The sequence below is a fragment of the Conexibacter sp. JCM 18997 genome (assembly GCF_055391915.1).
In genome coordinates this window covers 2,841,925-2,860,038 of the sequence record NZ_AP043885.1, presented here as the reverse complement: position 1 = coordinate 2,860,038, position 18,114 = coordinate 2,841,925, and the positions used below count along the sequence as shown (strand labels likewise).

Sequence of the window (18,114 nt, the reverse complement as noted above, 5' to 3'; positions counted from 1 at the left end):
TGAGGCCATGACCTTCCTGGCGCGGTGGGTGGCCCAGGTGGGGCGCCGCCCGCGGACGGTGCTGGCCGTCGTGCTGCTGCTCGCGGCCGGGGCGGCCGCGCTGGCCGTCACGACGCTGAAGCCGTCCAGCGGCGCCGACACGCTCGTCGGGCAGTCCTCCGACGCGTGGCAGTCGACGCAGGACTACTACGAGCGCTTCGGCGACGACGCGGTCTACGTGCTGGTGCGCGAGGACCTGCGCCGGCTGCTGCTGACCCAGGACCTCGACGCCGTGCTCGGGCTGGAGGGGTGCCTGTCGGGCAACCGTCCGTCGGACGCGACGCCGCCCGGCGGCGTCGACTCGCCCTGCGGCAAGCTCGCCGCGCTGAAGCCGGTCCAGGTCGTCTACGGGCCGGGCACGTTCGTCAACGAGTCGGTCCGCCAGATCTCCGACGAGTTCCAGAAGCGCTCGACGGCCAGCGCCGCGCAGGCCAAGCAGGCGGCCACGGCGGCCCGCGAGCTGGCGCTGAAGAAGGGCTACTCGGCGGCCCGCGCCGAGGAGTTCGCCAAGCAGGCGCGCGAGGTGGTCAACGCGCAGTACACGCGCGACGTCCTGTCGATCGCGGTCCAGTACGGGCTCACCGGGGTCCCGCAGCTGAACGACACGAGCTTCGTCAGCAAGCTCGTGTTCGCCGACGGCTCGCCCGACGGCGCCGGCGTGCCCAAGGCGCGCTTCGCCTACCTGTTCCCGACGCGCGGCTCCGCGCTGATCCAGGTGCGCCTGCGCCCGGGCCTCAGCGACGCCGACCGGCGCGAGGCGATCGCGCTGATCCGCCAGGCCGTGGCCATGCCGCAGTGGCACCTGGGCGAGGGCGGCCGGTACGTCGTCACCGGCGCGCCGGCGGTGCTCAACGACCTGGCCGACGCGATCACCCATTCGCTGGTCACGCTGCTGATCGTCGCGCTGGTGGCCATGGCCGTCGTGCTGGCGCTCGTCTTCCGGGGGCGCCCGCGGCTGCTGCCGCTGCTGATCGCGCTGTGCGCGGCGGGGCTGACCTTCGGCGCGCTGGCCCTCGCGGGCCTCCCGCTGACGATGGCGTCGATCGGTGTGGTGCCGGTGCTGATCGGCCTGGCCGTCGACTACGGCATCCAGTTCCAGTCGCGCGCCCGGGAATGCGATCCCGCCCACCCCGATCCGGTGGCCGCGGCGCGGCTGGGCGGCCCGACGATCGTCACCGCGGGCATCGCCACCGCGGCCGGCTTCGCGGTGCTGGGACTGTCGCCGGTGCCGATGGTGCGCGACTTCGGCCTGCTGCTCGTCGCGGGCGTCCTGCTGGCGCTGGCCTGCACGCTGACCGCCGGCGCGGCCGTGCTCACCCTGGTCCGGCGCCGCGGCCCGGGCGGGGCGCGGCTGCGGGCCTGGCGCGGCGCCGTGGCGGGCGCGGACGACCTCGTGGCCAACAACCCGCTGGCCCGCGCGGTGCGCCGCGGCGGGCGGCGCGCGGGCGACTGGGTCGTTGGCGCGGCGCTGCGGCGCGGGGCGGTCGTCGTGGGCGTCGCGGTGGTGCTGGCCGCGGCCGGCTGGGCGCTGGACACCCAGGCCACGGTCGAGTCCGACGTCAACAAGCTCGTGCCCCAGGACCTGCCCGCGCTGGGCGACCTGCGCGCGCTGCAGGAGTCCACGGGGGTGGGCGGCGAGATCGACGTGATGGTCGACGCCGACGACCTGACCGACCCGGCGGTGCTGTCGTGGATGGCCGACTACCAGCAGCGCGTGCTGCGCGAGTTCGGCTACGGCAGCGGCCAGCGTTGCGGGCAGGCGACGCTGTGCCCCGCCTTCTCGCTGCCCGACCTGTTCGCCGGCCAGGACACGCCCACCCAAGCGCAGGCCAAGGCGCTGCTGGACGCGGTGCCGCCGTACTTCTCCCAGGCCGTGATCACGCCCGACCGCAGCGCCGCGACGCTGGCCTTCGGCATCCGCCTGATGCCGCTGGAGCGCCAGCAGCAGGTGATCGACACGATGCGCGCCGAGCTCGATCCGCCGCCCGGCGTGACCGCCAAGCTCGTCGGCCTGCCCGTGCTGGCCGCGCAGGCCAACGACGCGGTCGCCTCGCCGTGGCGGCGCTTCGGGCTCCTGCTGGCCTCGCTGCTGGCCGTCGCGCTGGTGCTCCTGATCGCGCTGCGCTCGGCCCGGCGCGCGCTGGTGCCGCTGGCCCCGATCGTGCTGGCCACCGGCTGGTCGGCGCTCGTGCTGGCCGTGCTGCGCGTCGAGCTGAACCCGATGTCGGTGACGCTGGGCGCGCTGGTGGTGGCGATCTCGACCGAGTTCAGCGTGCTGCTCTCCGAGCGCTACCGCCAGGAACGCGAGGGCGGTCTGGAGCCGCGCGCGGCGCTAGAGCGCACGTACCGCTCGACCGGCGCGGCGGTCGTCGCCTCGGGCGTCACCGCGATTGCCGGGTTCGCGGTGCTGATCGTCTCCGACATCCAGATGCTGCGTGACTTCGGCTGGGTCACGGTGATCGACCTGGCGGTCTCGCTGATCGGCGTCCTGATCGTCCTGCCGGCGGTGCTGGTGGCCGCCGAGCGGCGGGCGGCGCGACGCGCGCGCCGGGCCGACGAGCGACCGCAGCCGGCGGTCCCCGCCTGATGGGCGGACCGCTCGACTTCCGCCCGGACGCCGAGCCGGACGAGTCGCCCCCGCCGTCCGCCCCGCCGCCGCGCAAGCCGCCCACCGCGCCGGTGCCCAACGTGCGCCCGCCGTGGGCCAGCCGCTGGGGCTGGCTGGTCGGTGCGCTGGCGCTGGTGGGGATCGCGCTGATCACCCTGAACGCGTTCGGCGGCGACGCGGGCGGCTCGTCGGGCCTGGCCCCGGGCACGCGGATCCCGCCGTTCGCGGCGCCGCTGGCCACCAGCGACCTGGAGGGCGACGTCAACGTCGCGCGCAAGCCCGACTCGGGCAGCGCGGGCGACCGGCCCGCCTGTGCGGTGCGCGGGCCGAAGGTGCTCAACTCGTGCGAGCTGCTCGAGCGCGGCCCGCTCGTGCTCGCCTTCCTGGCCACCCGGGGCGGCGACTGCACCGACGCCCTCGACGATCTCCAGGACATCCACCAGCGCTACCCCAAGCTGCAGGTCGCGGCGGTGGCGATCCGCGGCGACCGTGGCGACCTGCGCCGGACGGTGGCCGAGCACGGCTGGACGTTCCCGGTCGGCTACGACCACGACGGCGTGCTCGCCGGCCTGTACGGCGTCGCCGTCTGCCCGCACGTCGCGTTCGTCTACCCCGACGGCACCGTGCGCGGAACGGTGCTGGGCCACGAGCCGGCGGCGGAGCTGGACGGGCGCGTGCGGCGGCTGCTGGCCGCCTCGCGGGAGCGCGGGTGGACGGGCTGATCGAGGTCGGTGCCGTCGCGCCGGCGATCGCCGAGGAGTTCCCGGCGCTCGGCCTGCTGTGGACCACGGTGGCCGCCGCGCCGATGCGCACGCCGCCCGACGTGCGCGCGCGCCTGGCCCACCTGTCGGACCGTTGGCGCGGCCCGCAGGCGGTGGCCCTGCGCCGCCAGCCGGTGGCCCACGCGCACCGGGTGTTCTTCCGCCACGTGGGCGTCGACCCCGACGTCCACCGCGTGCCCCAGGAGGAGGCGGTGGTCAAGCGCCTGATCGACGGCGGGTTCCTGCCCCGCGGGCTGCCCGACGACGCGCTGACGATCGCCTGCGTGGAGACGGGCGTGGGCGTGTGGGCGGTGGACGGCGCGGCGGTCGACGGCGCGCTGGCCCTGGGCCTGGACGACCTCGGGCGGATCGCGGTGTGCGACGCGACGGGCGTCGTCGCCGCGCTGTTCGGCGCGCCCGGCGAGCGCGCGGCGGCGACGAAGGCCACCCGCACGCTGGTGCTCTACGCGGTCCGCGCGCCCGGGGTGCCGGAGGTCTTCGTGCGTGAGGCGCTGGAGCTCAGCGCCGAGCTGCTGGACCCGGACGGCGCGTCCGGCGGCGGGGCGGAGTAGCCTCCAGCGCATGGTCGTCGTCCTCGACCGTGTCGTCGTCCCCGACCACGCCGCCGCCCGCGCCTCGCTGCGCGCGCAGCTGACGCGCCTGGAGCGCGAGCTGTCGGCGCTGGACGTCGCGCTGGCCACGCCCGGACGCACGCGCGGCGCGCGGCTGCTGAGCCTCGGCGAGCTGGAGCGCGCCCGCGACGCGCTCAGCGCCCGCCTGGCCCACGCGCAGGCGCTGCAGGCCGAGCGCGGCCGGGCCCAGGAGCAGGCCCGCGTCCAGCTCGAGCGGATGCTGCTGGCGCCCGGACGCCACCGCTTCGCGCGGATCCCGGCCAGCGCGCTGGGGGAGGGCGGCTGCGGCGTCTACGCCGTGCGGCCGCGCCTGGGGATCATCGGCATGCTCGCCGGCTGGTGGCACGTCAAGCTGTCGTCGGGCTGTCCCTTAGCCAGCTGCTAGCCCGCTGACATGGCCACCCGCAAGAAGCGCAAGCGCCCGGCGCACCGCGCCGCCACGCCGCGGTCGCGCGCCCGCGCCGAGCAGCCGCCCGCTGCCCCGCCGACCGATGCGCCGACGTCCGCGCCGGCTCCGGCTCCGGCGCCGCCGGCCGCGCTGCCCCGCAGCCGCCGCGCCCGCCTGGAGGAGGCGCCCAAGGCGCCCTGGAGCCCGTTCCCGCTCGTCGAGCTGACGATCCTCGGCGGGATCGTGCTGCTGATCCTCGGCCTGTTCGGGGTGGCCTCCGACCAGAAGGCGTTCGTGATCTGCGGGCTGGCGCTGGTCAGCGTGGCCAGCCTCGAGCTGTCGGTGCGCGAGCACTTCGCCGGCTACCGCTCGCACTCCTCGCTGCTGTCCGGCGCGGCCGTCGTGCTCGTCGTCGGCGGCCTCGCGTTCTTCACCGGGATTCCCCGAGTCGCGCTCATCGGCGTGGGCGTCGTGGTGTTCGCCGCGTGCTTCTTCGCGCTGCGAACCGCCTTCCTGCGTCGGACCGGCGGGCTAGGGTTCCGGACGTGACCGAACCGACCGCGCCTCGGCGCATGCAGCTGACCGGGCTCCACCACGTGACGTTGATCGTCCGTGACCTGTCCGCGACCACCGCCTTCTACCGCGACACGCTGGGGCTCGCGCTCGTCGAGCAGGGCGTCAACGAGGATGACACCGCCCATCACCGCCACTTCTGGTTCGGCGACGGCGCGGGCAGCTCGGGATCGCTGCTCTCGTTCATGGAGTACACCGAGATGCAGCCCGTGCGTCCGGGGCCGGGCGCGGCGCACCACCTGGCGCTGACCGTCGACTCCGGCGAGGAGCTGGACGCCTGGCGCGACTACCTGCGCAGCCGCCAGGTGCAGACCACCGAGATCATCGACCGGGGTCGGTTCCGGTCGCTCTACCTGCGCGATCCCGACGGGCACATTCTCGAGCTCGCCACGCGCGTCTGAGCCGCAGACCAGACGCGCGCGGCGAGTCCGAGCAGCGGCTCAGGCGACGGCCGCGACCTGGCGCGACGCGCGTGACAGCACGCGCGCGTCCTCGGTGATCAGGCCCACTCCGACCGGGACGCTCCCCAGCGACGTCGCCACAGCGCGGCGCTGGCGCTCCGTGAGCGAGCCGATCGTCTTGGTCTCCGAGAGCGGCACAGAAGCCAGGAATCGCCGGCAACGGGTCCGACCCCACCGGCGCTGGCTCATGAGCAGATCGGCGACGGCCATGCTCTCCGCCTCCCACGGGGCGTCGAGGACCACCTCCGAGGCCGTCAGCTCGCCGTCGGCAACGCGGCGCTTGAGCTCAGCCCTGGCGAGGCGGACCTCATTCGCGCGCTGCAGTGCCCGCAGATGTTGCGGTGCAGGGGCGATCGCTGTTGGCGATGTCATGCTTCCTCCCTGCCTCGGGCCACCGGCCCTCGGCATCGATTCGTGTGCGAGTGCGTGCGCCAGCGCGGGCATGGGACAGGCTCCCAGTCCGGGGTATCCCTGCAGGGTCTCCCTCTCGGCCACCGGTCCCGACCCAGGTCCGGTGTCGCCTGCTCTCTCCTTCCCCATGCGACCGCGAGGACGCTCCGAAAACCTACGGGCCGCGGCGCGGGACGGTCAACCGTTACAACTGGGAAACATGCGCTCGGAGCGCACGTTTCTTCACAGTCTCGATACAGCGTCGAGACATCTGCCGCGGGACGCTCAGGGCGTGGGCAGCGGACCGTGCTCGGCCTCGAACGAGGCCTTCACGGAGCTGAACGCGTCGAGCGCGCGATCGAGCGTCACGGCGTCGTGCGTGGCCATCACGGAGGTGCGCAGGAGCGCGCCGCCGGGCGGCACCGCCGGGTGGATCGCCACGTTGACGAACACGCCCGCGTCGTAGAGCGCGCGCCACAGCAGGGCGGCCTTCCAGTCGTCCTCGACGAGCACGGGGATGACCGGCGTGCCGATCTCGTGGTCGACCGTCTTGAAGCCGCGCTCGCGCAGGCCGCGCCGCAGGTAGTCGGCGTTCTCCAGCACCTTGGCCATCAGCTGCGGGCCCTCGTCGGAGCGGATGATCCGCAGCGAGGCCAGGGCCGCGCCGACGGCCGCCGGCACGCCGGCGGCGGTGAAGATGTAGGCGCGGCTGGAGATGCGCACGAAGTCGATCACCTCGGCGTCGCCGACGACGAACCCGCCGCAGCTGGCCAGCGACTTGGAGAACGTGCCCATGCGCAGGTCGACGCGGTCCTCGACGCCGAGCAGCTCGCTGGCGCCGGCGCCGCGCGCGCCGAGCACGCCGGCGCCGTGCGCCTCGTCGACCATCAGCCGCGCGCCGTAGCGCTGGCACAGGTCGGCGATCTCCGGCAGGGGCGCGACGTCGCCCTCCATCGAGTAGACGCCGTCGACCACCACGAGGATGCCGCCGCCGTCCTCCTGGCCGCGCTGCAGCTGCTTCTCGAGCTTGTCGAGCTTGTTGTGGCGGAACGGGCGCATCTTGGCCCGCGACTGCAGGACGCCGTCGAGGATCGACGCGTGGTCGCCCGAGTCGACGATCACCGTGTCGCCCTGGTCGAGGATCGTCCCGATCGTGCCCAGGTTGGCCTGGTGGCCCGTGGTGAACACGATGCAGTCCTCGGTGCCCATCCAGTCGGCGATCTCCTGCTCGAGCTGGACGTGCAGGTGCGTGGTGCCGTTGAGGAAGCGCGAACCGGTCAGGCCGGTGCCGTACTTGTCCAGCGCGTCGCGGGCGCCCTGGATGACGCGCGGGTCCCCGGTCAGGCCGAGGTAGTTGTTGGAGCCGAGCATCACGCGCTCGGCGCCCTCCATCTCCGTGATCGGGCCGGCGGGACCGGTCAGCTCGCGGAAATAGGGGATCAGATCGGCCTCGCGAGCGGCGCGCAGCTGTTCGGCGCGCTCGTGCCCGCGGACCTTGGCGAAGACGTCTACGGTGGTGGGCATATGAGCCTTGAGATCCGGGCGGTGTCGTCGCACCGCGAGGTTCGGGAGTTCATCGAGCTCCCGTATCGGCTGCACTCTACCTCCCCGCAGTGGGTGCCCCCGCTGCGCATCGAGCGGCGCCTGTTCCTCTCGCGCAAGCACAACCCGTTCTTCACCCACGGCGACGCGCGCCTGTTCCTGGCCTGGCGCGACGGGCGCGTGGTCGGTCGCATCAGCGCGCAGGTCAACGAGGCCTTCAACCAGGTGCACGGCGATCGGACCGGCATGTTCGGCTTCCTCGAGCTGGAGGACGACCCCGCGGTGCTCGACGGCCTGCTGGCCGCCGCCGAGGGCTGGCTGCGGGCCCGCGGGCGCGACCGCATGATCGGCCCGATGGACTTCACGATGAACGACGAGAGCGGCATCCTCGTCGAGGGCTTCGACCGCGAGCCGTTCATCCGCCAGCCCTGGCACCCGCCGTCCTACCAGCGCCTGTGCGAGGCGGCCGGGCTGACGAAGGCGATGGACCTGCTGATGTGGGAGCTGCACATCGCCGATCGCAGCAAGATCATCCCCGCGCTGTTCACGCTGGCCGAGGAGGCCGACACCAAGCACGGGGTCAAGCTGCGCAAGATGAACCGGCGCAACCTGCGCGCCGACATGGACCGCTTCGCCGAGGTCTACAACAGCGCCTGGGCCGAGAACTGGGACTTCGTGCCGTTCTCCAAGGAGGACCTCGACGCCTACGCGCTGGACATGCAGCTCGTGTTCGACCGCGACTGGTTCATGGTCGCCGAGAAGGACGGGGAGACGGTGGCGGTGGCGATCACCATCCCGGACATGAACCAGGTGCTGCGGCGCATGCAGGGCCGCGTGCTGCCCTTCGGCTGGGTCCACTGGCTGCGGCGCAAGACGATCATCGACCGGGTGCGCGTCGGCTTCCTGGGGGTCAAGCCCGAGTTCCAGCACACCGGGGTGGCCGCACAGCTGTACATCGAGCACTTCGACATGGCCGATCAGACCACGCGCAAGTGGGGCGAGATGGGCTGGATCCTCGAGAGCAACACGGCGATGAACCGCGGGATGGAGGCGATGGGCGGACGGATCGTCAAGCGCTACCGCGTGTATGAGCGTGCCCTCTGACCGCGTTGGTAGGTTTCGTAGTTCATGGCGGATGACATAACCCAGGCGCAGACCGAGCCGGAAGTGGTCGACGGCGTCGTCGTCCGCGAGGCGGCCCCCATCGAGCGGCGCACGGCCACGCCGATGGCGGTGCAGGCGGCTGCGGTGGCGGGCGCGTCGATCGTCGCCGGCGCCACCGCCGTCGTGCTGGCCAAGGGCGTCGCCCGGGCGGCCCGCGCCCCGCGCCGGCGCTCGGGCTCCGGCCTGCGCCTCGGCGGCCGCCGCAAGGGCACCCGCCTTGACGTCGTGGCCACGCGCACGTTCCTGGTGGACGTGCACCTCGTCGACCGCCGCTGAGCGTCGCGTGCTCGAAGTCCGCGTCGAGGTGCGCCCGCCGTGGCCGTTTCGGCTGCAGCGGCACGGCGGCAAGGACGGCGTCCTGCGCTGTCGCAACGGCGTGCTGCAGCGCCTGCTGCACGTCGAGGGCGAGCCCGCGGTCGTGCGCGTCGCGCAGCCGTCGCGCGAGCGGGTGGTCTTCGGCGCCACCGCCGAGCACCGTGACGTGGCCGAGTACGCGATCCAGCGGATGCGCTTCGCGGTGGCCGTCGACGACGACCTGCGCCCGTTCTACGAGCGCTTCCGCTTCGACCCGCTGATCGGGCCGTCCGTGCGCGCGCTGCCGCACCTGCGCATCCGCCGGCGGCCCGAGCCGTTCGAGGCGCTGGCCTGGGCGGTGTGCGAGCAGCTGATCGAGTTCGAGCGGGCCTGCGAGATCGAGCGCCGCATCGTCTGGCACGCCAAGCGCAAGGATCCGGCCAGCGGCCTGTGGGACGTGCCCACCGCCGCGGAGGTCGTCGCGATGAGCGCGCCCCGGCTGGAGTCCTTCGGGTTGACCGAGACGCGGGCGGTGGCGCTGACCCGCGCCGCGCGCGAGGTGGCCGCCGGACGGGTCGACCTGCACGACCCCGATCACGAGCGCGGCTGGGCCCGATTGCGTCAGATCCGGGGCATTGGGGAATGGACGTTGGAGTTCCTGGCTCTGCACGGGCAGGGCCGTCATGACCAACTGCCCGCGGGCGACCTCGCGTACCGCAAGTTCCTGGGGAAGCTGCGGGCCGGAGGACGCCCGTCGGCACGGGCCGAGGAGGATGAGGTGCGCGAGTTCTTTGCTCCCTACGGGGAGTGGGCCGGCCTGGCGGGCGCCTATGCGCTGGCGGGATCCAGCCGCACGTCACGGGCGCTGGCGGCATGAGCCCGCGCGTCCTGGCCGCCGGCGCGGCGCTGGCCACGCTCGTGGTTCCGGCCACCGCCGCCGCTCAGCCCACGCCCAAGCAGGTCGCGGCCGCGGTGAAGGTGCCGGCGATGATGAAGCACCTGGCCGCGCTGCAGGGCATCGCCGAGGCCAACGGCGGCAACCGCGCGGCCGGCACACCCGGCTACACCGCCTCGCGCGACTACGTCGTCGCCCAGCTGAAGGCCTCCGGCTATCGGCCCGAGGTGCAGGAGTTCACCTTCACGCGCTGGACCGAGCTGGCGCCGCCCGTCCTGGAGCGCACGGCGCCCACGCCGGCGGCCCTGGCGGTCAAGACGGTCTCCTACTCGGGCGCTGGCGACGTGACCGCGGCGGCCGTGGCCGTCGACGTGCACCTGGACGGTGACCGCGCCTCGACCAGCGGCTGCGAGGCGGCCGACTTCGCCGGCTTCCCGGCCGGGGCCGTCGCCGTGCTGCAGCGCGGCACGTGCACGATCGGCGAGAAGATCGACTTCGCGCTGGCCGCGGGCGCCGCGGGCGTGGTCGTCTTCAACCAGGGCGACACGCCGGACCGCGAGGGCGAGTTCGAGGTCACCGCGGGCGACCCGAAGACGATCCCGGCGGTGACCACGACGTTCGCCGCGGGCGCCGAGCTGGCCGCCGGTGGCGCGACCGTCCACCTCGCGGTCAGCACGCAGACCGACGTCGTGCCCACCTGGAACGTGGTCGCCCAGACGCCGGGGACCGGTCCGGCGCTGACCGTCGGCGCGCACCTGGACTCCGTGCCCGCGGGCCCCGGCATCAACGACGACGGATCGGGCACCGCGTTCCTGCTCGAGCTCGCGCGCCAGGTGCACCGGCTCGGCCTGCGGCCGGCCGCGCCGCTGCGCTTCGGCTTCTGGGCCGCAGAGGAGGAGGGGCTGTACGGGTCGGCGCACTACGTCGAGGCGCTGGGCGACGGCGCGCAGGCGGCCGTCTCCGGCTATCTGAACTTCGACATGCTCGGCTCGCCCAACGGCCTGCGCCTGATCTACAAGCCCATCGAGAGCACGCCGCCCGGCTCGGCCAACATCGAGGGGGCGTTCTACTCGTGGTTCCGGGCCAACCACCTGACGGCCGAGGCCACGCCGATCGACGACCGTTCCGACTACGCCTCGTTCGCGGACGTGGGCATCCCCGTCGGCGGTCTGTTCTCCGGCGCCGAGGAGCTGAAGACCGAGGCGCAGTGGCGCGAGACCGGCGGCATCGTCGGCGTCCTCACCGACCCCAACTACCACACGGCCAACGACCGGCTGTCGAACATCAACACGAAGCTCTACGGCCAGCTGACCAGGGCCGGCGCGCACGTGGCGGTGCGCCTGGCGCTCGACCCGGCGCTGCTGACCCGGCCGTAGCCCGCATGGAGGCCGGGGTCGCTCGACGGGCCCCGGCCGCCGCGCTGGCGCTGCTGTGCGTCGCGCAGTTCGTGCTGCAGCTCGACTTCAGCATCGTCAACGTCGCGCTGCGCACGATCCAGAGCGAGCTGCACTTCGCCGCCTCCTCGCTGCAGTGGGTGGCCACGGGCTACGCGCTGACCTTCGGCTCGCTGCTGCTGTTCGGTGGTCGCCTGGGCGACGTGCTGGGCCGGCGCCGGCTGCTGGTCGTGGGCCTGTGGGCGTTCGGCGCCGCCTCGCTGGCCTGCGGCCTGGCGGGATCAGCGGCGCTGCTGGTGATCGCCCGCTTCGTGCAGGGCGCGGGCGCGGCGCTGATGGCGCCGACGATCCTGGCCACGCTGACCGCGCTGACCTCGCAGGGCCCGGAGCGCAACCGCGCGCTGGCGCTGTGGACGACGGCCACCGCCGCGGGCGGCATGACCGGGATCGTCCTCGGCGGCGTGCTCACCGAGCTGCTGGGCTGGCGCTCGATCTTCCTGGTCAACCTGCCGATCGTCGCCGTGCTGATCGTCCTGGCCCGCACGCAGCTGCCCGAGCTGCCCGGCGATCGGCGCATCCGGCCCGACGCCGGCGGCGCGGCGCTGGTCACGCTGACCATCGCGGCGCTGATCTTCGGGGTCACCGACGGCGAGCAGCACGGCTTCGCCAGCGCGAGCGCGCTCGCCGCGCTGGCGGCCTGCGTGATCCTGGCCGCCGCCTTCGTGGCCTATGAGCGCCGCCAGAGCCATCCGATGATCCCGTGGTCGTTCCTGGCGGTCCCGGTGCGGCGCACCTCGCTGGCGGTGATGTTGATCGTCGGCGGGGTCTTCGCCGCCTACGCCTACGTGATCGCGCTCTACCTCCAGCGCGTGCTCGGGTTCAGCGAGATCCAGACGGCCTGGGGGCTGGTCGCCGCCCCCGCCACCCTGGCCGTCGTCTCCGCCTTCCTGGCCCGCCGGGTGATCGCCCGGATCGGGCTGAAGGCGACGATGCTGGTCGGGCTGCTGCTCGTCGGCGCCGGGCAGCTGTGGCTCACCCGGCTGGGCTCGGACAGCAGCTACTGGCTCCACGTGCTGCCCGGGATCGTGCTCACGCCGGCCGGCGGCGGCCTGCTCTTCCCGGCGGCGTCGGTCGGCACGATGCGCGACGTCGGCCAGGCCGAGCAGGGCCTGGCCGGCGGCCTGCTGCCGACCGCCCAGCAGGTCGGTGCCGCGATCATCCTGGCCGTCCTGGCCACGGTCGCCGCGGCCCGCACCGACCATGCGCACGGATCGCTGGTCGCCGGGTACCGCCTCTCCTACTTCGTCGCGGCCTGCTTCATCGGGGTGGCCGCCGTGCTCGTGGCGTCGACCCCGATGCACCGCCAGGCGGGTGCCTAGCCGGCGGTGGGGTCGTCGGCCGCCTCGAGGCCGGCACCGGGCAGGAACTCGTTGGTGATCGAGCGCGGCAGCGGGCGCGCCTTCAGCAGCTGGTGGTCGTACATCCAGTCGCCGTACCGGCCCCAGGCGCCGCCGTCCTGCCAGCCGAACGGCTCATCGGGGTCGGTGGGGAAGAACGCCGGCAGCGTCTTCTCGACCTGGGCCAGCGTGTCGGCCGGATCGAGGTCGGGGTTGGCGTCCAGCAGCGGCTGGATCCCCTCCTGCGGGTTGTCCTTCAGCTGCTGGTGGCTCTGTGCCAGCGCGCGCAGGAACGCGCGCAGCACCGGCCCGCGGTTGCGGGCGGTGTCGACGCGCACGGCGAAGACGAGCTCGTCGTACGTCGGCACGCCGGCCTCGTCGACGGGGATGATCAGCGGATCGCGCTTGGCCCGCTGCAGCTCCACGCCCTCCACGTTCCAGAAGGCGCCCAGCGTGGCGTCGACCTTGCCCGAGAGCATCGCGGGCACCAGGTTGAAGCCGACGTTGACCTCCTTGACGGTGGACGGATCGACGTTGGCCTCCTCGAGGATCGTCTTCAGGTAGGCCGACTGGTAGGGGATGCCGGCCGTGCCCACCGTCTTGCCCTCGAGGTCGGCGATGCCCGTGACCTTGCTCTTGGGCAGCGACATGACCGAGGTCAGCGGCTTCTGGGCGAGCGCGCCGATCGAGACGATCTGGGCGCCCTGGTCGCGGGCCAGCAGCACCTCGGGCTCGTAGGAGATCACCACGTCGACCTTGCCGGCGGCCAGCAGCTTCAGCGGCGTGGCCGGATCGGTGGGCGTCTGGATCTCGACGTCGAGGCCCGCGCGCTCGAAGTCGCCCGCGCCCTGGGCCTCGTAGATGCCCGCGTGGTCGGCGTTGGGCAGGTAGTCGAGCATCAGACGCACCGACTCGGTGGCCGGCGCGGCGGTGTCGTCGGACTTCTCGCCACAGGCGGCGAGCGACAACACGGCGGTGAGGGCGATCAGGGCGGCGATCAGGCGGCGGATCACGGGGTCCTTTCGGTCGAGGTCCAGGGGACGAGGCGACGCTGCGCCACGTCCAGCGCGGAGAAGAGGGCGATCGCGAACGCGGCCAGCACGACGACCGCGGCCCAGGCACGCGCGGTCTCCAGCTGCGGGATCGCCTGGAGGATCAGGTGGCCCAGCCCCTCGCTGGAGCCGGAGTACTCGGCGAAGACGGCGCCGATCACCGCGATGGCCACGGCGATCTTCGCGCCGCTGAGCGCGGCGGGCAGCGCCGCGGGCGCCTCGGCGAAGCGGAAGGCCGACCAGCGGCTGGCGTCCAGCGTGGTCAGCAGCTTGAGCGTGTCGCGGTCGACGCGGCCGAGCGCGTCGAGCGTGGTGACCACGATCGGGAAGAAGCAGACGAGCGCGATGATGGCGATCTTCGGGGCCAGGCCGAAGCCCAGCCAGACGATCAGCAGCGGCGCGACGACGACGATCGGGATCGCCTGGCTGGCCACCAGCAGCGGGTAGGTGGCCTTGCGCAGCGATCGCGAGAAGTGCAGCGCGACGGCGCACGCGAACCCGAGCACGAAGGCGGCCAGGATGCCCAGCGCGACCTCCTGGGCGGTGACCAGCAGGTTGTCCCACAGCAGCCCGCGGTCGTCCCACAGGGCGGTGGCCACCTCGGTGGGGGCGGGCAGGATCAGGTCGTCGACGTTGCCCAGGTCGGCGTACAGCTGCCAGGCGCCCAGCAGCGCGGCGATCAGGATCAGCGCGATCATCGGCGCAGCGCCTCCAGCGCGCGGGCGCGCAGCTGCACGACGCCCGGATCGGTGGCGCTGCGTGGGCGAGGCAGGTCGACCGCGATCTCGGCCACCACCCGGCCCGGGCGCGGGGACAGCACGACGACGCGGTCGGCCAGCACCACGGCCTCCTCGACGTCGTGGGTGACCAGCAGCACCGTGCGCGGCTCCTTGGCCAGCGCGTCGGTCAGCCAGCGCTGCATGTCGGCCCGGGCCAGCGCGTCGAGCGCGGCGAACGGCTCGTCCAGGCACAGCACCGGCTTGCCCGCCAGCAGCGTGCGCAGGAAGGCCACGCGCTGGCGCATGCCGCCCGACAGCTCGGCGGGGCGCGCGCGCTCGAAGCCGCCCAGCCCGAACTCGGTGAGCACGGGCGCCGCGGTGGCGCGCGCCTGGGCGCGCCGGATGCCGCGCACGCGCAGCGGCAGCGCCGCGTTGTCCAGCGCCGAGGCCCAGGGCAGCAGCAGGTCGCGCTGGGGCATCAGCGCGGCGGGATCGGCCTCGACGCTGCCCGCGTCGGGCGCGGCCAGCCCGCACACCAGCTCCAGCAGCGTCGACTTGCCACAGCCAGACGGGCCGACGACCGCGACGACCTCGTCGGGCGCGACGCGCAGCGACAGGCCGTCGATCGCCGTGACGTCGCCGAAGCGGCGGGTGGCGTCGGCGACGCGGATCCCGATGCGGGACTCTGGCGGCACGGTCGCCGCCGCGGATGTCGTGATGGACGCGCTCTGCATGCTTCCCTTCGCGGGGATTGCCCCACAGGTTCGAAGGGTCAGCGCCGGTGCGAAGCGCTATCTCAGCCGGCCGTTCCCGCCAGCCCCCCTGCATGTCAACTGCCTGGACTGTAGTGGTCGGGCGGTCGCTACGCCGCCACTGACAGGTCGATGCGCGCGTCCAGAACGGCCCGGAAGGCGGCGACCACGTCCGGGTCGAACTGCGAGCCGGCGCAGCGCTGCAGCTCGGCCAGCGCGACGGCGGGCGAGAGCGCGCGGCGGTAGGGCCGGTCGGTGACCATCGCGTCCCAGGCGTCGCACAGCGCGACGATCCGGGCGCCCAGCGGGATCCGCGCGCCGGCCAGCCCGTCGGGGTAGCCGCCGCCGTCCCAGCGCTCGTGGCTGGCCCGCACGAGCGGGGCGACGTCGGCCAGCGCGGGCGCGGCGAGCAGGATCCGCTCGCCGACGATCGTGTGGCGGTGCATGAACGCCCACTCGGCCGGGTCCAGCGGGCCGGGCTTCTCGAGGATCGCGTCGGGCACCGCCAGCTTGCCCACGTCGTGCAGCTCGGCGGCGGCGCGCACGCGCTCGACGTCCTCGTCGGTCAGGTCCAGCTCGCGGGCCACGAGCACGGCCACGCCGGCCACGTCGCCCACATGCCCGCCCAGCGCGGGGCTGCGCTCCTCGACGGCGCGCAGCAGCACGTCGCGGGTCTGGGAGATGGCCGAGACGCGTCCACCGCGCTTGGCCGCGTACATGCGCTGGTCGACCAGGGCCAGCGCCCCGGCGGCGTCGGCCACGTCGTCGGGCAGGCGCACGACGCCGCGTGAGCCGACGATGTCGAAGCCCTCGCCGTGCTCGCGCAGCGCGGCGTCGGCGGCGGCCAGCACCGGCTCGGCCTGCGCGGGGTCGACGATCACGCAGAACTCGTCGCCGCCGATGCGGAACACGCGGCCCGGGGCGGGGACCGCGGCCAGCAGGCGCCCGGCCAGGCGCTGGAGCAGCGCGTCGCCGGCCGGGTGGCCGTAGCGGTCGTTGTAGGTCTTGAAGCCGTCGAGGTCGTACAGGGCGAGCACGACCGGCCACGCGCGCGTGTCGATCCAGTCGAGCGTCTCGATCAGCGAGCGCCGGTTGGCCAGGCCGGTCAGCGCATCGGTGCGCGCGTCGCGCTCGGAGGCGTCGAGCATGCGCCGGTTGGCGTGGGCCAGCAGGGTCAGGCGGGTCAGCAGGCCCGCGACGCAGGCGGCGCCCAGCCATAGGCTGGCGGCGGGCAGGCGCTCGTAGTGATCGACGAGCAGGAGCGCGATGACGATCACGCCGGTGGCGCAGGGCACGAGCAACGCGCCGCGCGGGTTGCGGCGCTGCGCGGCGATCGGCCGGCTGGGTGGCCACGCGGCCAGCGCCAGAGCCAGCAGCGCGGCCGGCCACAGCGCGTCCAGCAGCGTGCCGATCTCATAGCCGCCGGCGGCCACGCGCAGCAGGAAGACCAGGTCGGCCCAGACGAACAGGGCCATGCCCAGCAGCAGGAGACGGCAGCTCGTGCCGCGCGAGCCGAGCACGCCGAACAGCCCCGCGACCATGCCCAGCAGGACGAGGTCGCAGACCGGATAGGCCAGGGAGGTGAGCACCACGAGCCGGTCGCCGCCGGTGTCGCGCAGCAGCGGCGCGGCCACCGCCACGGCGAGCGCCCCGGCGCCCAGCGCCGCGATAACGCCGTCCAGCCACTGCAGCCGCGACACGCGCTCGCGGCGGGCATGCGCCAGCAGGCCCAGCGCCAGGTAGGCCAGCGGGTAGAAGGCGAGGTAGAGCGCGTCGCCGATCGTCGGGAAGTCGACCGCGTCGGGATCGGGCGCGATGACCAGCCGGTAGTGCAGCGCGGCGGCGGCCCAGCAGCTGATCGCCGCGGTCATGGCCAGCCAGGCGGCGCGCTCCGCGCGGACGGTCAGCGCCCGCCAGCCGCACAGCACCGCGGCGCCCACGGTCACGCCGGTGAACGCGAAGCTGGCGACGCCGGGCAGGCGGTCCGGTCCGACCAGCGCCCGCAGCGCGACCACCCCGAGCAGGGCGAGGAGCAGGGCGAACAGCAGACGGGGACCGCGGGGAACCGGCGACATCCCGTCTCACATCGTCCGCGGGCCGCGCGGGCTTGAGCGCTATTCGTAGACGACGACGTTGGGCGGCGGCTTGAGCCTGACCACCTGGCGCGGCTTGAACAGCCCCGAGTCCTCCTTGAAGAAGAGCTTGAAGCCGTTGTAGAAGCGCGTGTTCTGGCGGGCGAACTCGCGGTACTTGGCCCGCTTGATCGCCTGGCCGCCGAAGCCGTCGACGTTGATCGTCAGGGCCAGTCCGGGACGCTCCTTGAGCAGGTCCTGGTCGGCGATCATGTCCTCGGTGAAGCGGTGGATCAGGAACAGCTTCTGGGGCAGGTTGCCCTCCTTGACCAGCCCGGCCAGCCAGTACGACACGGCGTTGACCTCGCGCGCGCTGACCGAGCCGATCACCTGCCCGGGGACGTTGGCCGCGTCGACCCGCCACTCCGGGTCCAGCGCCAGCGACACGTCGGGCTTGCGCAGCCACTTCTCCAGCGCCATCGCCTCCTGCAGGAAGTCCGACCGGCCCGGCTGGATGTCCAGGATCAGCAGGGCCTTGATCTTGCGCGCCGCCCGCAGGTAGCGGCGGATGACCGCGTCGGTCTGGCGCGTGCGATACATGCCGTCGTCGCCGGGCGCCGCGTTGGCGATCACCGCGATCAGCTCCATGGCCGGCAGCGTCGGGCCGTACTGGTCGTAGGCCTTCGTCGTCTTGGCCAGCTCCTGGCCCGCCTGGGCCGGGGTGCCGATGCCCAGGATGCCCAGCTCGTCGTCCTGCGGGGCGCCGTAGTAGGCGATCACCCGGTGGCCGGGGAGGATCCGCCGCCCGCCCTGGGGCAGCTGTGGCGGCGCCGCCCGGTCGGCCGACGCGCTGTCGTCGCCCGAGCCCGAGTCCGAGCCGCCGCAACCGCGCGCAAGGATCACGACGGCCACGAGCAGGACCGCCAGTCCGCCGATCAGGATGGCGCGCCTGCGCCAGAAGACGGTCTGCACGGCGCGAAC

18 protein-coding genes are annotated in these 18,114 nt (G+C 73.8%); 11 read left to right on the top strand and 7 right to left on the bottom strand.

What is annotated here, in order from left to right:
- The first annotated feature begins 7 nt into the window (after window positions 1-7).
- From ACZ5UI_RS14580 to ACZ5UI_RS14555, 6 genes are read left to right on the top strand one after another with little or no spacing between them, the layout of a single operon-like run.
- The gene (locus ACZ5UI_RS14580) at window positions 8-2,626 is read left to right on the top strand and encodes an efflux RND transporter permease subunit (RefSeq protein ID WP_464188001.1); all 2,619 of its coding nucleotides are present in this window, start codon (window positions 8-10) and stop codon (window positions 2,624-2,626) included.
- Window positions 2,626-3,369: a TlpA family protein disulfide reductase gene (locus tag ACZ5UI_RS14575; protein ID WP_464187999.1), complete on the top strand. Its 744-nt coding sequence runs from the start codon at window positions 2,626-2,628 to the stop codon at window positions 3,367-3,369. Before ACZ5UI_RS14580 ends, ACZ5UI_RS14575 begins: the two co-directional genes overlap by 1 nt.
- Complete coding sequence (locus ACZ5UI_RS14570) at window positions 3,357-3,980, top strand: hypothetical protein (RefSeq protein ID WP_464187997.1); 624 nt, start codon at window positions 3,357-3,359, stop codon at window positions 3,978-3,980. The genes ACZ5UI_RS14575 and ACZ5UI_RS14570 overlap by 13 nt, the downstream gene beginning before the upstream one ends.
- Before the next feature lie 10 nt (window positions 3,981-3,990).
- Window positions 3,991-4,425 (top strand): hypothetical protein, encoded by a 435-nt coding sequence (locus ACZ5UI_RS14565; RefSeq protein ID WP_464187995.1) that lies wholly within the window; start codon window positions 3,991-3,993, stop codon window positions 4,423-4,425.
- A 9-nt stretch (window positions 4,426-4,434) separates the two neighbouring features.
- Complete coding sequence (locus tag ACZ5UI_RS14560; RefSeq protein ID WP_464187993.1) at window positions 4,435-4,977, top strand: hypothetical protein; 543 nt, start codon at window positions 4,435-4,437, stop codon at window positions 4,975-4,977.
- Window positions 4,974-5,402, top strand: a complete 429-nt coding sequence (locus tag ACZ5UI_RS14555; RefSeq protein WP_464187991.1) for a VOC family protein — start codon at window positions 4,974-4,976, stop codon at window positions 5,400-5,402. Before ACZ5UI_RS14560 ends, ACZ5UI_RS14555 begins: the two co-directional genes overlap by 4 nt.
- 39 nt (window positions 5,403-5,441) lie before the next feature.
- Here the strand turns inward: ACZ5UI_RS14555 and ACZ5UI_RS14550 are convergent, their stop codons facing one another.
- Window positions 5,442-5,834 carry a hypothetical protein gene (locus tag ACZ5UI_RS14550; RefSeq protein WP_464187989.1) on the bottom strand — a complete coding sequence of 131 codons (393 nt, stop codon included), beginning with the start codon at window positions 5,832-5,834 and terminating at the stop codon, window positions 5,442-5,444.
- Window positions 5,835-6,137: 303 nt separating this feature from the next.
- On the bottom strand, window positions 6,138-7,376 hold the full coding sequence (locus ACZ5UI_RS14545) for an aminotransferase class I/II-fold pyridoxal phosphate-dependent enzyme (RefSeq protein WP_464187987.1): 1,239 nt from the start codon (window positions 7,374-7,376) through the stop codon (window positions 6,138-6,140).
- Here ACZ5UI_RS14545 and ACZ5UI_RS14540 point away from each other — a divergent pair, their 5' ends adjacent.
- Genes ACZ5UI_RS14540 through ACZ5UI_RS14520 form a run of 5 tightly spaced genes read left to right on the top strand, consistent with a single transcriptional unit; the run spans window position 7,377 to window position 12,520 of the window.
- On the top strand, window positions 7,377-8,498 hold the full coding sequence (locus ACZ5UI_RS14540; protein ID WP_464187984.1) for a GNAT family N-acetyltransferase: 1,122 nt from the start codon (window positions 7,377-7,379) through the stop codon (window positions 8,496-8,498).
- A gap of 24 nt (window positions 8,499-8,522) precedes the next feature.
- Window positions 8,523-8,834 (top strand): hypothetical protein, encoded by a 312-nt coding sequence (locus tag ACZ5UI_RS14535; protein WP_464187982.1) that lies wholly within the window; start codon window positions 8,523-8,525, stop codon window positions 8,832-8,834.
- 7 nt (window positions 8,835-8,841) lie between these two features.
- Window positions 8,842-9,729, top strand: coding sequence for a DNA-3-methyladenine glycosylase family protein (locus tag ACZ5UI_RS14530; protein WP_464187980.1), 888 nt, complete (start codon window positions 8,842-8,844; stop codon window positions 9,727-9,729).
- The gene (locus tag ACZ5UI_RS14525; RefSeq protein WP_464187978.1) at window positions 9,726-11,123 is read left to right on the top strand and encodes a M20/M25/M40 family metallo-hydrolase; all 1,398 of its coding nucleotides are present in this window, start codon (window positions 9,726-9,728) and stop codon (window positions 11,121-11,123) included. The genes ACZ5UI_RS14530 and ACZ5UI_RS14525 overlap by 4 nt, the downstream gene beginning before the upstream one ends.
- A 5-nt stretch (window positions 11,124-11,128) precedes the next feature.
- Window positions 11,129-12,520, top strand: a complete 1,392-nt coding sequence (locus ACZ5UI_RS14520) for an MFS transporter (RefSeq protein WP_464187976.1) — start codon at window positions 11,129-11,131, stop codon at window positions 12,518-12,520.
- Here the strand turns inward: ACZ5UI_RS14520 and ACZ5UI_RS14515 are convergent.
- From ACZ5UI_RS14515 to ACZ5UI_RS14495, 5 genes are all read right to left on the bottom strand, one after another.
- The gene (locus tag ACZ5UI_RS14515; RefSeq protein ID WP_464187974.1) at window positions 12,517-13,551 is read right to left on the bottom strand and encodes an ABC transporter substrate-binding protein; all 1,035 of its coding nucleotides are present in this window, start codon (window positions 13,549-13,551) and stop codon (window positions 12,517-12,519) included. The genes ACZ5UI_RS14520 and ACZ5UI_RS14515 overlap by 4 nt on opposite strands.
- Window positions 13,548-14,288 carry an ABC transporter permease gene (locus ACZ5UI_RS14510; protein ID WP_464187972.1) on the bottom strand — a complete coding sequence of 247 codons (741 nt, stop codon included), beginning with the start codon at window positions 14,286-14,288 and terminating at the stop codon, window positions 13,548-13,550. Before ACZ5UI_RS14510 ends, ACZ5UI_RS14515 begins: the two co-directional genes overlap by 4 nt.
- Window positions 14,285-15,043, bottom strand: coding sequence for an ABC transporter ATP-binding protein (locus ACZ5UI_RS14505; RefSeq protein ID WP_464187970.1), 759 nt, complete (start codon window positions 15,041-15,043; stop codon window positions 14,285-14,287). Before ACZ5UI_RS14505 ends, ACZ5UI_RS14510 begins: the two co-directional genes overlap by 4 nt.
- Window positions 15,044-15,171: 128 nt before the next feature.
- Window positions 15,172-17,136: a bifunctional diguanylate cyclase/phosphohydrolase gene (locus tag ACZ5UI_RS14500; RefSeq protein ID WP_464187967.1), complete on the bottom strand. Its 1,965-nt coding sequence runs from the start codon at window positions 17,134-17,136 to the stop codon at window positions 15,172-15,174.
- A gap of 39 nt (window positions 17,137-17,175) precedes the next feature.
- On the bottom strand, window positions 17,176-18,105 hold the full coding sequence (locus ACZ5UI_RS14495; protein ID WP_464187965.1) for a hypothetical protein: 930 nt from the start codon (window positions 18,103-18,105) through the stop codon (window positions 17,176-17,178).
- Between the last annotated feature and the right edge of the window lie 9 nt (window positions 18,106-18,114).